General features: G+C 55.9%; 12 protein-coding genes. 5 read left to right on the forward strand and 7 right to left on the reverse strand.

The annotated features are described in order from the left end of the window. Window positions 1-10: 10 nt before the first annotated feature. Window positions 11-826, forward strand: coding sequence for a DeoR/GlpR family DNA-binding transcription regulator (locus tag A0G03_RS18840; protein ID WP_048262234.1), 816 nt, complete (start codon window positions 11-13; stop codon window positions 824-826). A gap of 64 nt (window positions 827-890) precedes the next feature. Here the strand turns inward: A0G03_RS18840 and A0G03_RS18845 are convergent, their stop codons facing one another. The 7 genes from A0G03_RS18845 to A0G03_RS18875 all read right to left on the reverse strand — a co-directional run bounded on the left by A0G03_RS18845 (window position 891) and on the right by A0G03_RS18875 (window position 8,574). After that, the gene (locus A0G03_RS18845; RefSeq protein WP_048262232.1) at window positions 891-1,769 is read right to left on the reverse strand and encodes a metal ABC transporter substrate-binding protein; all 879 of its coding nucleotides are present in this window, start codon (window positions 1,767-1,769) and stop codon (window positions 891-893) included. A 47-nt stretch (window positions 1,770-1,816) separates the two neighbouring features. Continuing rightward, on the reverse strand, window positions 1,817-2,671 hold the full coding sequence (locus A0G03_RS18850; RefSeq protein ID WP_048262230.1) for a metal ABC transporter permease: 855 nt from the start codon (window positions 2,669-2,671) through the stop codon (window positions 1,817-1,819). Then, window positions 2,668-3,378 (reverse strand): metal ABC transporter ATP-binding protein, encoded by a 711-nt coding sequence (locus tag A0G03_RS18855; protein ID WP_048262229.1) that lies wholly within the window; start codon window positions 3,376-3,378, stop codon window positions 2,668-2,670. The genes A0G03_RS18850 and A0G03_RS18855 overlap by 4 nt, the downstream gene beginning before the upstream one ends. A gap of 580 nt (window positions 3,379-3,958) precedes the next feature. Beyond that, window positions 3,959-5,782 (reverse strand): metallophosphoesterase family protein, encoded by a 1,824-nt coding sequence (locus tag A0G03_RS18860; protein ID WP_048262226.1) that lies wholly within the window; start codon window positions 5,780-5,782, stop codon window positions 3,959-3,961. Window positions 5,783-5,807: 25 nt separating this feature from the next. Next, window positions 5,808-6,722, reverse strand: a complete 915-nt coding sequence (locus A0G03_RS18865) for a glucosamine kinase nucleotide-binding domain-containing protein (protein WP_048262225.1) — start codon at window positions 6,720-6,722, stop codon at window positions 5,808-5,810. Beyond that, window positions 6,719-7,270, reverse strand: a complete 552-nt coding sequence (locus A0G03_RS18870) for a glucosamine kinase (protein WP_048262223.1) — start codon at window positions 7,268-7,270, stop codon at window positions 6,719-6,721. The genes A0G03_RS18865 and A0G03_RS18870 overlap by 4 nt, the downstream gene beginning before the upstream one ends. Further along, window positions 7,267-8,574 carry an ABC transporter substrate-binding protein gene (locus A0G03_RS18875; RefSeq protein WP_048262221.1) on the reverse strand — a complete coding sequence of 436 codons (1,308 nt, stop codon included), beginning with the start codon at window positions 8,572-8,574 and terminating at the stop codon, window positions 7,267-7,269. The genes A0G03_RS18870 and A0G03_RS18875 overlap by 4 nt, the downstream gene beginning before the upstream one ends. A gap of 442 nt (window positions 8,575-9,016) precedes the next feature. Between A0G03_RS18875 and A0G03_RS18880 the strand changes: the two genes are divergently transcribed. Genes A0G03_RS18880 through A0G03_RS18895 form a run of 4 tightly spaced genes read left to right on the forward strand, consistent with a single transcriptional unit; the run spans window position 9,017 to window position 14,703 of the window. Beyond that, entirely contained in the window at window positions 9,017-11,479 is a 2,463-nt protein-coding gene (locus A0G03_RS18880; RefSeq protein WP_048262219.1) for a hypothetical protein, read from the forward strand. 1 nt (window position 11,480) lies between these two features. Continuing rightward, window positions 11,481-12,587 carry a beta-galactosidase BglB gene (gene bglB / locus A0G03_RS18885; RefSeq protein WP_048262217.1) on the forward strand — a complete coding sequence of 369 codons (1,107 nt, stop codon included), beginning with the start codon at window positions 11,481-11,483 and terminating at the stop codon, window positions 12,585-12,587. A 2-nt stretch (window positions 12,588-12,589) separates the two neighbouring features. After that, window positions 12,590-13,681 carry an ABC transporter ATP-binding protein gene (locus A0G03_RS18890; protein ID WP_048262215.1) on the forward strand — a complete coding sequence of 364 codons (1,092 nt, stop codon included), beginning with the start codon at window positions 12,590-12,592 and terminating at the stop codon, window positions 13,679-13,681. Between the two features lie 23 nt (window positions 13,682-13,704). Beyond that, window positions 13,705-14,703: a carbohydrate ABC transporter permease gene (locus A0G03_RS18895; protein WP_039293560.1), complete on the forward strand. Its 999-nt coding sequence runs from the start codon at window positions 13,705-13,707 to the stop codon at window positions 14,701-14,703. Window positions 14,704-14,708 lie beyond the last annotated feature (5 nt).

The raw sequence follows: 14,708 nt of genomic DNA on the forward strand, positions 1-14,708 counted from the left end.
CAACAGCAAGATGGATATCGCCGTGGATCCTACATTAACCGATGCTTTCCGCATGAGCGGGGATAGAGTAAAAGGGCAAAGCCGTCTTGATCAGATTATGGATTATCTAAAAAGCCATAATTTGGTGACGGTCGATGAGCTGGTGTCCGTGATCGACGCTTCCCCCGCGACGATCCGTCGTGATTTGATCAAACTGGACGAACAGGGTGTGATCAGCCGCAGTCACGGTGGCGTGACGCTCAATCGTTTTATTCCTTCCCAGCCGACCACGAATGAGAAATTACATCGTAGCCTTCAGGAAAAGCAGGCGATAGCGCGCTATGCTGCGACGCTGGTTAAGCCGGGCAGTGCAGTGGTGCTGGATGCGGGAACGACCATGCTGGAATTGGCGCGGAACCTGACGCACCTGCCTCTGCGTGTGATTACCGCCGATTTGCAAATTGCGCTGTTTTTGTCTGAGTTTAAGCAGATCGAAGTGACGATTATCGGTGGGCGTATTGATGACAGCAGCCAATCCTGTATTGGCGAACATGGCCGCCGTCTGTTACGCAGCATTTATCCGGATATTGCATTTATCAGCTGCAACTCGTGGAGTCTGGACAAAGGTGTCACCACACCGACGGAAGAGAAAGCGGGTGTGAAGCAAGATCTCGGTGTAAATGCTAGCCGTCGGATATTGCTGGCTGACAGCAGTAAATATGGCGCGTATTCCCTGTTCTGCGTCACGCCGTTGTCGGAGCTGACGGATATTGTTACCGACAGTGCGTTAGCCCCTGAAGTGCAGGAGCAACTGAAAGGCAAAACGTTCAATCTGACGCTCGTGTAAGCGAGGGTGCCATCCGTGGCATTTTCTTTCCTATATCCCCGAGTGCTGGCAAATGGTCATGCTCTTACTTCATGCTGGCGGCGAGAGTATCGACGTTGTGCTTAAACGCAACTGTATAGGTTGAGGCTGGGCCGGATGCGTCGGTTAGGGCTTCTGGATACAGTTCACCGCCGGGCTGTGCACCGCTGGCATTGGCGATTTGCTTCACCAGACGTCCATCGGTCTGGTTTTCAATGAAGTAGCTTTTCACCTTCTCTTGCTTGATTTGCTTAATCAGCGAGGCCACTTTTTTGCTGCTGGCTTCGGATTCGGTAGAGTAGCCCACTGGCGACAGGAACTTCACGCCATAAGCCTGGCTGAAGTAGCCGAACGCGTCATGGCTGGTCAGCACCTTACGTTTTTCCGGTGGAATGTCGGCAAAGGTTTTCTTCGCGTAGCGATCCAGCTCCTGCAACTGGTTGATGTAGGCTTCACCCTGCTGACGATAGTAATCGGCATTCGCGGGATCCGCTTTTGCCAGCGCGTTGACGATGTTCTGCGCGTAGACCACACCGTTACTCATGCTGTTCCAGGCATGCGGATCGGTTTCAGTTTTGCCATCTTCCACCATCGAGCGTGTTTCAATGCCATTGGATGCGGTGATGACGTCGCCACGGTAGCCGGAGGCGGTAACCAAACGATCAAGCCAGCCTTCCAGACCCAGTCCATTAACGAAAACCAGATCGGCATGAGCCAGCGTTTTACTATCTTTTGGCGACGGTTCAAACTCATGCGGATCGCCATTCGGTTTAACCAAATCGGTCACGGTGACGCGGTCGCCGCCGATGTGGCTGACCATATCGCCAAGTACGGAAAAACTGGCAACAACATCAAGATTCTTTGCCATCGCCAGTGGGCTGAGCAGCAGGCTGGATAGAGCTATGGCTAACAGTGAACGTTTCATTCTTCCCTCACAAAAATTGTAGATAACGAGAAATGACAAAGAGTGGGTCAGCGGCGTTGGCGTAGCAGCCCGCCGTGGTGACCAACACAGACCGAGAAACAGAAAAACAGTGTCATCGTCAGGATGATGGCGGGGCCAGCAGGCAGCTCGGCATAGTAAGACCACAGCAGCCCGATCAGGCTGGCGACCATTCCTTGCAGCACGGCAATACCGAGCATGACGGGCAGGCGTTGCGTCCAGAATCGTGCGCTGGCGGCAGGCAGCATCATCATGCCGACCGTCATCAGCGTGCCTAACAGCTGAAATCCTGCGACCAGATTCAGTACCACCAACGACAGAAACAGACCGTGGATCAGCGCCCGATAGCGGCCTGAACTGATGCGCAGGAAAGTCACGTCAAACGATTCAATCACCAGCGCCCGATAGATCACCGCCAGCACCAGCAAGGACGACGATCCGATCAGCGCAATGTCGATCAGTGCGGCGCGATCCACCGCGAGAATTGATCCGAACAGCACATGTAGCAGGTCGATACTGGAGCCTCGCAGTGAAACCAGCGTGACGCCAAGCGCCAGCGAACCAAGGTAAAACCCGGCGAAGCTGGCGTCCTCTTTTAATTCCGTGTGGCGGGTGACGAAGCCGGAAAGCATGGCGACGGACAGCCCGGCAATAAAGCCGCCGATTCCCATTGCCAGCAGTGACATCCCCGAGATGAGGTAGCCGATTGCCACGCCGGGTAATACCGCATGCGACAGCGCATCACCAATCAGGCTCATGCGCCGTAGCAGCAGGAAACAGCCCAGCGGCGCGGCGCTCAGCGTTAGCACCAGACAACCAACCAGCGCGCGGCGCATAAAACCGAACTCGGCAAAAGGAGAAGCAATAAGGTGAAACAGCATCATGACGTAACGATCCTGAGCGTTGGCGTATCACTTTCGGCCTTGCGCAGGCTATGTAATATAGGTTGAGCATCTCCCCAGCGATGGCCGTACGGCGTGAGCTGCAAGACAGCCGGAAAGTGCTGATCGACCAGCTCCATATCGTGTAGCACGGCCAGAATGGTTCTGCCTTCGGCGTGAAGCTGTTCGATAATCTGCAAGAGTGTCTGCGTGGTTTGGCTATCGATGCCGGTAAAAGGCTCATCCAGCAGAATGATCGGAGCCTGTGTCAGCAATAGTCGCGCGAAGAGCACGCGTTGTAGCTGTCCACCGGACAAAACGCCAATATGACGGTCGGCAAAATCTCCCATGGAGACGGCGTCGAGTGCGTCAATGGCTTTACGGTGCCAGTTGGCGTTAATGCTGCGTAACAACCCGCGATGGGGCAGCGACCCCATTAGCACCAGATCGCGTACGTTAATCGGAAACTGCCGATCGAATTCGGAGAGCTGCGGTAAATAGCCGATAGCATTCTCTTTGCCGCCGTTACCGAGGCTGAACGTGCCGTAAAGCGGTGGCAGCAAACCCGCCAGCGTTTTCAATAGCGTGGATTTCCCCGTACCGTTCGCACCAATAATCGCCGTCAGCGATCCCTGATGAAAACAGCCGCTGAGCGTCGCGAGTGGCGGTTGACCACGGTAACCAAAGGCCAATTCCTGTAGGGCAATCATGGCAACATCACCGCCCACCCGACCATCAGCCACAACAGAGCCAACAGCAGGGAAACCAGTAACACGCGCTTCAGCGCGGAGAGAGAGTAAAAACTTGTCATTATCATCGGTAAAAGATTAATTGTTATATTATAACATATCACTTTTTGGCGATGACGATAGGGGCAATAGGTAAAAAAGTATGTAAGTCGATTGGGGAGATTTGGTGTGATTACTGTGATTGCTGACAGGTATGGGGGATATTTCGTGCGCTTCGAGCATTGTTCTCTTCATGCTACGTCGTAGCACGCGCCCGACATAGGGGGCTAAGCCAGCCCCCTATGAACCCCGGCTTTTGGCGGAAATTATGCCGCTGAAGCGGTTCCTTCGGTGCCCATGCCCGCTTTTCGAGCCACCAGTGACGCGTTCCCGACGCGGCACTGGCTTTCGCGGCATCCATGCCGCTCACTCGGCGTTCATGTTCACCTCAGCATAATTTTTTACGCCGTGAAGAGAAGACCCGTGAGCAATATGAGTTGGCTCCGTTTTATCTTCAGTGTGGCGCACGAAACCGTGCATAACCGGCAATTCCATGAACTCATCACAACGTGACGAAATTCCCCTGCATATCAACAACAAAGCGGGTAGCGGGCTCATCGTTGATATAGCCCGCGAGGATTTTCAGCATCAGGCCGAAGCGGTGTTGCAGGCTGTCCGGCGGTAGCGTGGTCGTTGGCGTGTAGGCTGCCAGCAGTGCGCGATACTGTTTTACCCGCGCTGCCGGAATATCCTGCCAGGCGAGATCGCTGCCGTTGCGTAGGCAGTACCAGTCGGTCACCAGCGTGAGCAGAGAAATATCCTGTAACCCATCAGTACCTGCTACCGCGCTCGGTTTACGCTCGGCGGCATCGGGTAGCGCTTTGGCGCTGAGCGGCTCTTTTTGCTGTGCGATCCACAGCAGATCGGCGCAGTTCAGCGTATTGATCAGGGGCGATAAATCTTCCGGCCAGTCTTTCACCAGAAAACGCTGACGCACCAGCAGCGCCAGATGATGATGCAGGAAGTCGTAGTAATCGCGGCTTTTCAGAATGTCGCCCAGGGGTTCGCCAGTGCGATCCAGCTCTTTCTGATAAAACGGGAACAGGTGGTTGAACTGCGGCACGTTGCGCAGTACCAGCGTATCAATATCGACTCGATCGCTATGCAGCGTCGCCAACTTCATGGCAGGGGGATAAGCAGCCAGTGACGGCACTGCCACATTCACCAGCGTCCCTTGTGAACCGCGATACACGCCGGTGTCGTTGACGTGCAGGTGACCGCTGAAGTGCAGACGGATACCTGCGGCTAGCGCCTGTTCGGCAACCTCTGGGCGTGGCGTACGCTTGATGAAACTGTTGCTGCCGAACAGCTGTTTTTCATCTTCTACCGTGCCGTCGAGGAAATCGACCAGCGGATAGTGCGAGAACACCAGCAGCTTCTTATTCTGCGCTTTCGCCCGCTGTACCACCGATTTCACCCACGGCAGCATGAACGGCTTCTCGGTCAGCAATGCGTTCCAACCGGTGTTACTGCTGGTGGAGTACCCTTCAATACCTTCACGTTTCTCCGGGCCGTCTTTGACCTGATACACATTAGCGTCGATGGAAAGCAGCCACAGTCCCGCTTCCGGCTCCACCAGATAGGAGGCATCCACGATACTCCACTGCTTACTGCCGTCCGGTGAGCGGGCTAGATACTGACGTTTACCGAGTTCGTCGCTGTCGCCAAACGGCGTTTCCCAGTGAAGGAAGTCATCGCGCTTAAAGAAACCAAACGGCTTCATGAGCGGCAGGCCGCGTTCATAGCCGAGTGCCTGCATCTTGGCCGTGATAATCAGCGCCTGCGCGTCGCCAAGCTTAACGCCGGGTTTGCTGCTCAGCATGGTGCTGGTGCCATCGGCATTGAGCATCCTCTGCCAGGAATCATCCCCTTGTGGACGATTGACGTCGTGGTTGCCCGGCGTGGCGAAGAAGCGCATACCGTGACGTTGCTCATACCGCGTCAGGATGGCAGCAATGCCTTCAACGGTAGGCTGTTGGCCGTCATCAGAATAATCGCCGGACAGCACGACGTATTTCACCTGCTGTTTTGCCAGTTCGTCCAGCGCGGCCAGCAGCGCAAAGTAAGGCTCGTTGAAGATGCGGGTCGAATTCACCGAATCTTTCAGGGTGCGAATGGTCAGCTTCTTTCCGGTCTGCGTATCGGGCAGGCCGTCAAAATCATAGTTGCCGTAGATATTGTGGACGTGAACATCCGAAATAATCGCAATGCGCAGTGGTCCCGCGGGTGTTGCTGCGTCGGCGTTAGCGTGAAAAAAGCCGCCAGCTAGCGTAATGGCGCTGCCTGCACCGAGCTTGACGAAGGTTCTGCGAGTGAGTGATGTCATTGATGTCTCCGGCATTATTTATTTTTTATAACGGATGGCTGTATAACGCATAATCATGACAGGCAATCAATCGCGCGCCGTCGAGCGCATCGCCCATTGGGGCGGCGAGTTGGGATTGCCACTCGTCCGGCAGCCACGGCCGAATATGCAGGCCGATGCTGCCCATGAGCGATAAGCGAGGTGTCTCGTGGCGTGCCACAGCGGCCAACAGAAGACAAATTTCACTGGCCGTCTGCGCCAGCAGCCCGTGGGAAACATCATCATTCTGCTGAGCACAATCAAAGACGCGACGGGCGAACTGCGCGTAGTCGCCTGGTTTCGCCTTTTGGCTAAACGTCTGTAGTGCGTCAAGCGTGTTCGCGGCCTGCGCGTGTGCTGCGCTGGCGGAAAAGAAATCGTCAATGCTCTTGCTGAGCGCAGACGGCACGCGCCAGCCTTGCAGCACATCGTAGGTATGTTGCAGCGCCGCCAGTCCGAGGCGTGCGCCACTGCCCTGATCGGAAATCGGGAACTCATGGCCTCCGTAGGCAGTAATCGTCTGGTTCTGCCACGCCAGCCCACAGGAGCCCGTTCCGGCAATGACCACACCTGCGTCTTTCCCCTGATTGACGGCCAGACAGGCACCGAGCGCATCGGTATTGAGCACCTGAGTGGCATAAGGGTGAGGCAACGCCAGAAAAGTATCGTAGGCGGTGCGATGTTCCGCGCTGGCGAGTGCCAACCCGACTTTCAGCCGGGATATGTCATCTGGTGATAGCCCGCTGTGCTTCAACGCCTGTGCGATGGCATCGTCCACCGATTGGCGTACGCGCTCCACGCCGAGTAGCAGATTGGCGCGACCGCCGTGTCCTTGTCCGAGCGGTGTACCATCAGCTTGATAAATACGCGCCCGACAGCCTGTGCCGCCGCCATCCACACCCGCATAGAGCCATGTCGTCATGATGCGCTCGCTCCTGAATCCAGATAGGGAAGGCAGGCAACCGCTAGATCGCCGCTGAGACTAACGGTGTCAGTCTGTGAGTCCGGCAGACTGCTCAACAGCAGGCTTAACTCGCTGGCGCAGCGTGTCAGCAACTGCACCGCCAGCGCGTCTTGCTGGTGCGTGAGCACAGCATGCCCAAGCGTGGCGTAATCGGTCGCCTGAGCCTGCTTTGACCAGTCGATCACGCGATCGACATGCTTATTGAAGTGTTGAAACAGCGCGTCGCTGAGTGGCGTAAGCGGAGTGATGCCTTCAACCGCCTGAAGCATCTCCTGCACCGCCCACAGCCCTAGCCGCGAGAGGCTGGCCGGGTTGCCGATGGGGAAACAGTCACTGCCGCGACAGGTCAGGAGGCCGTCATGCCAGTGCAGCAGCCGGGTAAAACCGCCCGTCACCAGCAGATAGCGGCTTTGTCGCGGCCAGCGCTGTTCGCACCATGCGCTTTCCCGCGTGCGATCAAAGGGGCGATCGCCATCAATGTCGATCTCCCTTAGTTGCCATTTCACGGTGCGCTTTTCCGCTGTTGTTGATTGGTCGCAATCGTTTCATTGAGGCGCTTCACATCGTTTGACGTCAGGCGCAGATACTCATCAAATGACACCTGATCGTTCAGATATTGGGTAAAGCGTGTCAGGATGATGGGATACAACTCGTTCGCACCCAGACTTTCCATGCGTTCCCAGTCAAAGACGTAAGATGGGATCTTTTTGATCTCGTCGCGCGCGGTGTTCAGGCCGTCGATCACGTGCTTATCTTTGGTCTGGTAGTGCAGATCGGCAATATCCGCACCGACGATGATGTTGAAGTGCTCGGCGATCTCACGTTGCAGCGGTTCGCTGCCCAACCACTCCATGAACTCGGCGACTTCCTGCGGGTGTTTGGTGGTGGTGAATGGCATGATGAAGGTCGCACCGCCCATCGAAATACACTTCTCTTTGCAAGGCGCTGGCAGCACTTTCCAGTCAAAACCGTCGCCAATTTGCTTACTGAACTGGTTCAACAGCCAGTTGCCGGAGAAATAGGTCACGATGTTACCGTTCACGAAATCGTCCGCCATGCTCTTGTACTGACCGCCGCCTGCCGCGCCCCACATTTCGCGTGGGAACACGCCTTCATCCGACCAGCGTTTCAGATCTTTAATCCACTGCTGTGCCGCCGCATCTGGGAAGTTGATCAGCCCGTCTTTATCGTAGCGTGCGCCGTAAGAATAGGCCGGGCCGGAGAAGCGGAAGCCGCTACGGTCGATGGTGAAGGGAATATGTACGCCGGTTTTTTCTGCGACCAGCTTCGAGGCTTTCATCAAATCATCAATTGTGTAGCCCGGCTGTGGTAGCGGAACGCCTGCCTGTTCAAACAGCGTCACGTTAATAAACGGCAGGTCGGCGGTCCAGGACGCGACAAAGCCCGGCAGCGCATCGGCTTTATGCACGCCTTTCACGCGCATAACCTTTTCGATACCCGTGCTGTAGCGTTTCTCAAAGGTGGCAGGGTCTTTCAGGTAGGGGCGCAAATCCAGCGTATAGCCGAGTAGACCCATCTGCGTCGTTTTAGCAATATCGGGGCCTAAGCCTGCCGCCAACTGCATCGGCAACTGTGTTTGCAGCGCGTTATAGCCAGTGCTGACGAAATTCACATCGATGCGGTCATTACTTTGGGAGAAGGATTTAACTTTCTGCTCCATGAAATGCACTAATTCGGGATCGTCATCACTATATAAAAATGTTATTTGCGTTTTGGCGGCTAACGCGCTGTTGCTGAATAACCCCAGCGCAAGGGCGGAAAAAAATAACGCGGTATTGGGACGTATCATAAACATCTCCACATCATAGGTTTGATTAATGGCTGAAATACCCTGGCGTTGGCAGCGGGTTATTTTTATTCCTGTGATTTATTCTCTGTCCTAATTAATGCAAATTTGCATTCACCTGTCATTTTCATCATGCAATCATGGACAGAAGCCCGACTGATTTATGTGAGGCAGATTAAAGATATTTTAAATGTTGGTTTAAATAAAGTATTTTTGTGATATTAATCACATATATAAATATGAGAATCTTATTTATTAATGCGAAATGTCAATAAATGAATGCAAAAGACAATTTAATGCAAATTTGCATTGTGGTTGCGAGTTGATGGTGCAGGGAATCACCTGTCGCCCTAAATATTGGCAGTGTATGCACAGAGAGAGTGCCAATAAGTTCAGCCATATTTTTTCGTTATTTTATTCGTCAAAACCGTAAACAGGATTCCGCATGAATATCGGTTGGAAATTAAAGAAGAACGGTGTCATTAATCGGTTTCTGATTACCGAACTGACGGAAAGACGTTATTTCTCCGAGCCGGATACGCTGCCGGATAAGGTGAATTACCGCTTTATCAACGGCTTTGTCGATGTCGGCGTTTTACCCTGCCGTGTGCGCTTTTTGCAGGAGGAAGCAAAGCGCGAAGTGACGTTACCCGAAGATCTTCATTTCCCGCTGATGTGGAGCGGCGGCGATGAAAGCCGCAGCGTGAATTTCAGTGATTTCTGGCCTTGTCCGGTTCACGTTCAGCGTTTTTCCCGCTGCGTGATTCATAGCGACAGCACGCAGTCGGCACCGTTTACGCTGAGCACCTGCGGCGGCGTCACGCTGTGGCTGAACGGCGAACTGGTTACTCGCTTTACGCCCTTTACCCGCAACACCGAACAAACCTGTGATATCACGCTGCCGCTGAAAGCCGGGGCGAACACGCTGGTGGTGCATAGCGAAGAGCTGTGCGAGCGCGATACCGATTACCTGTTCAGCCTGTGCTATCAGGGAGAAGACACGCTCTTCTGGCAGCTTGATGACGATGCGGCGCTCAGCGAACAACTGACTGCACTGGATCGCTGGGTTAACGGGCTGATGTTGGAAAACAACCTGATCCAACCGCCCGTGCTGGTGCTGAACAGCACGCAACTGCTACCGAAATCCGTGACGATGGCGCACCGTCTGATTGGCAACGTCAACGAATCCGTCCCAGCGTGGCAGCAGAAACAAACGCTGCCCGCTGGCAATCTGGGCTGGCAGGTAGATTTACCGTCCGCTCTGGTCGGCTACTATGATCTGGTCTGCGCCGCGACTTGCAATGGCATTACGCTGACGCGAACCCTCAGCTTCGGGCGGTTGCCATCGCAAACGCTGCCCGCATTGTCGACGCTGGCAGCGCGGCGTGAAACGGTGTTGCGTCATACGGCACAGCACGGTTTTGAGCGCCTTGGCCGGTTGCTGGCGATTGTCGCGACGGGCGAGGGCAACGATGCCGCCGCGCCGATTCTCAACAACGCGCTGCAAAAAATCAGCCGCCGTGAAGACTGTGCGGATTTCCAACTGGTGCCGCTGATTTGGCTGTGGCAACGCTATCAGGGGCAACAGCTGCCGCCGCAGGACTGGCGGCGCGTGCGCAGCGCCATTCTCGGTTTCCGCTACTGGATTGATGAGCCGGGCAACGACACCATGTGGTTCTGGAGTGAGAACCACTGCTTGTGCTTCCACGTCGCGCAATATCTAGCTGGACAAAACTTCCCTGATGACACCTTCCCGTGCAGCGGCCGTCGTGGTCTGGAGCAGAAAGCCATTGCCCACGAACGTCTGACGCGCTGGTTTGATTCCATTCTGGAACATGGTCTGGTGGAGTGGAATTCGGCGGCCTATTACCCCATCGATCTGATTGGGCTGGTGGCGCTGTATGAACTGGCGCAGGACGCCGATCTACGCGAAAAATCTCGCGTGGTGATTGACCGCATCATGCTGATGACGGCGTGGGTGCATCAGAACGGTGTCGCGGTTGGCACCATGGGACGCGCCTACGATAAAGAGCTGCGTTCCGGCATGTTGACCGAGCTGTCTGGCCTGTGTGCGCTGATGTGGGGCGAAGGCTGGCTGATTCCACACTGTGCCACGCTGCCGCTGCTGTGCCTGAGCGACTATCAGCCGCCGGAAGCGACGGATCGGATTGCGCACTGGTCACTGCCGCACGGCGCAGAAGCGCGCTGGGTACAGGGGTTGAACCGCAGCGCACGTATCATTGCCTGGAAACAGCGCGATGTCGCCTTTTCCTCCGTGTTTGACCATCACCCCGGTGAGCCCGGACACCAGCAGCATCTGCTGGATGTGCGACTGGGCACGCACTATGCCGCTCGTCTGTGGGTGAACCATCCCGGCGAGGATCGTCCTGACGGTGTGCACCGACCTTCTTACTGGGCGGGCAACGGGCGTATGCCACACCTGATGCAGCATCGTAATCGCGCGCTAGTGGTGTTCGATCTGCAACAGGATATCCGCCCGTGGACACATCTCTATTTGCCACAAACCGCGCTGGATGAGGTCATCGTTGAAGATGTCTGGTGCTTCGTGCGCGGTGGTAACGGTTATGCCGCCTTCCATAATCCCGCAGGGCTACAGCCGTTTGCGACCGCAGGTCAGCAGGCCGAAGGCGAGCTACGGGCATATGGCGAAAAGAACGTCTGGTTCGTTGCCGTAGACAGCGGCGATGGCGCGGAAGGATTCGCCGCGTTTGCTGCCCGCTTCCGAGGGCGCTCCTTGGTACAGGATAGCGATGGTGTGCACATCGACGATCCCGACTACGGCGAGTTGGCCTTTAGCCACGAGACTGGATTCAGCGTAACCCAGCAGCCTTTCATTTTTCCCGACGATGTCCCGGTCGTCCCGCAGTTCAACACAGGAAACCCATGACATGCAGACAGGTTCACTTAACCGACAACAAACCGAAGCGCTGCTGGCGCAGGTGGCGCGGGCGTTTTGTCGCCTGAAAGCGATTGATAGCGTAACGCAGGACGACGCACCGGATGCTGGGCTGACGATTCAATTTGAAGAGTGGGATTGGGAAGTCGGCGTCGGGCTGTACGGTTTCTGGAAGCTGGCGCATCTGACGCAGGACGACACCATGCTGACGACGCTGGCGAATTGGTATCAACAAAAGTTGGATGCTGGGTTGCCGCCGCGTCAGATCAACTCGACGGCACCGATGCTGGTGCTGGCGCTGCTGTGTCAGGACAAGCCGGATGCGCCTGCACAGTGGCGTGAAACCGTGAGCGACTGGGCGGACTGGCTGCTGCACTCGCTGCCAAAAACCGAGGATGGCGGCTTCCAGCACACGGTGAAAGAGCGGCCAAACACCGGGCAACTGTGGGACGACACGCTGTTTATGGCCGGTCTGTTTCTGGTAGTCGCAGGGAAATTGCTTTCTCGTCGCGATCTGATCGAAGAGGCGGAATATCAGCTTGTCACGCACGCGCGCTATCTGGCCGACGTGCGCAGCGGGCTGTGGTATCACGGCTGGACGTTTGTTGGTCGCCATCACTATGCCGATGCATTCTGGGGACGTGGCAACGCCTGGATTACGCTGGTGCTGCCGGAAATGCGCGTACTGGCGGAGGATCAGCTATCCGCGCCGGTATTGCGCACGCTAGAGGCGATCTTGGAACAGCAAACGACAACGCTGGCGCGCGTCCAGCACGATTCTGGCCTGTGGCACACGCTGCTGGATGACCCGGACTCACCGCTGGAGACCTCCGCTAGCGCCGGGTTTATTGCTGGGATTTTGACGGCGCGTCGGCTAGGGATGTTGCACGATTTTCCGCAGGACGTGCTGGAAAAAGGCTATGCCGCCGTGGTGGCGCAGATTGACGCACAGGGTGTGGTGCAAGGTGTCTCGGACGGCACGGCGATGGGACATGATTTGCAGTTCTATCGCGATATTCCCAATGTTGCCGTGCCTTACGGGCAGGCGCTGGTGATGCTGATGTTATTGGCACAGTTAGATTCTGTTTGCGAGGGCTGACAATGGCGAGTCTGGAACTGAAAAACGTCCACAAAAATTACGGTGCGGTGAGCATTATCAAAGGCGTGGACTTAACGATTCATGACGGCGAGTTCATGGTCTTTGTCGGCCCGTCGGGCTGTGGAAAATCCACGCTGCTGCGCATGATTGCCGGTCTGGAAGAAATCAGCAACGGCGAGCTGCTAATCGACAACCGCAAGGTGAACGATCTCACGCCAGCAGAGCGCAAGATTGCGATGGTATTCCAGTCTTATGCGCTCTACCCGCACCTCTCGGTGCGCAAGAACCTTGCGTTCGGGCTGGAAAATTTGCACTTCCCCAAAGACGAAATCATCCGCCGCATTGATGAGGCTGCGCGCATGCTGGGGCTGGAACCCTATCTGGATCGCAGGCCGCGTGCGCTGTCGGGGGGACAGCAGCAGCGCGTTGCCATTGGTCGCGCTATCGTGCGTGAGCCTGACCTGTTCCTGTTTGATGAACCGCTCTCCAATCTCGATGCCAAGCTGCGCGTGCAGACGCGCGGTGAGTTGTCCCGCCTGCATCAGAAACTGCGTACCACCATGATTTACGTGACTCACGATCAGGTGGAGGCAATGACGATGGCACAGCGCATTGTGGTGCTGAATGCCGGTCGCATCGAGCAGGTTGGTACGCCGCTGGAGCTGTTCAATCGGCCGAAAAACAAGTTCGTCGCGGGCTTCATCGGCTCACCGCGCATGAATATGTTCCCGGCGCAGATTGTCGCCACCTGCGCAGACGGCGTCGAGGTGCAGTGCCCATCCGGCAATCGTCTGGTGCTGCCGTTTATCGGCACCGTCGGGCAGAACGTCACGCTCGGGATTCGTCCTTCACACTGTGAAGTCGTGGAAGAAGGCGAGGGAATTGCACTGTGCGTCGATCGCTGCGAGATGATGGGGCATGAGACTTTCATCTATGGGCGGATGGGCGGCATTGACGACGAGATGATCGTCCATCTGGCGCAGCACCGTGAGTTCGCTGCGGGCGAGTCGGTGTTTGTGCGCTTTCCGCCAACGTATTGCCATCTGTTCGATGGTGAAACGGATGACACATTGCCGCGCGGCACCGAGCATTAATTATCGCGACGGGAGAGGACGACATGAAAAAGATTGCCTTACTGCCCGCAGGATCGCTGATCGATAAGCTGGTGACGCCAGTGGAAAAAGCGGTGAATCTGCTACAAAAGTTCGGTGGCCGCAAAGTGATGCCGTGGTTTTTTATCGCGCCCAACATGCTGCTGTTCGCCGTTTTTGTCTTTATTCCGATTCTGCTGTCGGTGTGCTACGCCTTTACCGGCGGCACCAATATCCTGCTGTGGGAGCGCCCGTATGTGGGCGTAGCTAACTTTTCCACGCTGCTGAGCTGCGGCAACTACGCCGATCCGTCGAGCTGTGAACAGGATCTGTTCTGGACCGGCGTCTACAACACCGTGTCATTCACCTTTTTCAACGTGCTCTGCACGCTGCTAGTGGCGTTGGTGACGGCACTGATCCTCAATCGCAAGATTGTCGCCCGGGGCTTTTTCCGCGCGATGTTCTTCTATCCGGTACTGCTGTCGCCGGTGGTGGTTGGCCTGATCTGGCAGTGGTTTCTTAATCGTAACGGCTTGCTGAATCTGGTGCTGTCGTCGCTGGGCGGACAGCCGATTACCTTCTTGCTCGATCCAACGCTGTCGCGCTTCTGGGTGGTGTTTGTCTCCGTCTGGTTTCACGTCGGATTTTATACCTTGATTCTGCTAGCCGGATTGCAGGCGATCCCGCGTGATATCTACGAGGCGGCGGCGGTAGATGGCACCTCGCGCTGGCGCGGTTTTTATCGGCTGACGCTGCCGCTGCTGGCACCGAACATTCTGGTGGTGGTGATTCTGCTGACCATCAACAGTGTGCAGATCTTCGATGAAGCCTGGGTGTTAACCAACGGTGGCGGCCCCGGCACGGCCAACAGCTTTATTGTGCAGTACATCTACCAGACCGCTTTCTCGTCGAATGCATCGCTCTACGGACTGGCTTCAGCAGCTTCGGTGCTGATGGGCGTGGTGTTGATGATCCTGACGGCCTTGCAGTTCCTGCTGACGCGTCGGCTGGAAGGGAAAAAATAACGGGA

Origin of the sequence: Pectobacterium peruviense (assembly GCF_002847345.1) — a bacterium.
Taxonomy (GTDB): Bacteria; Pseudomonadota; Gammaproteobacteria; order Enterobacterales; family Enterobacteriaceae; genus Pectobacterium; species Pectobacterium peruviense.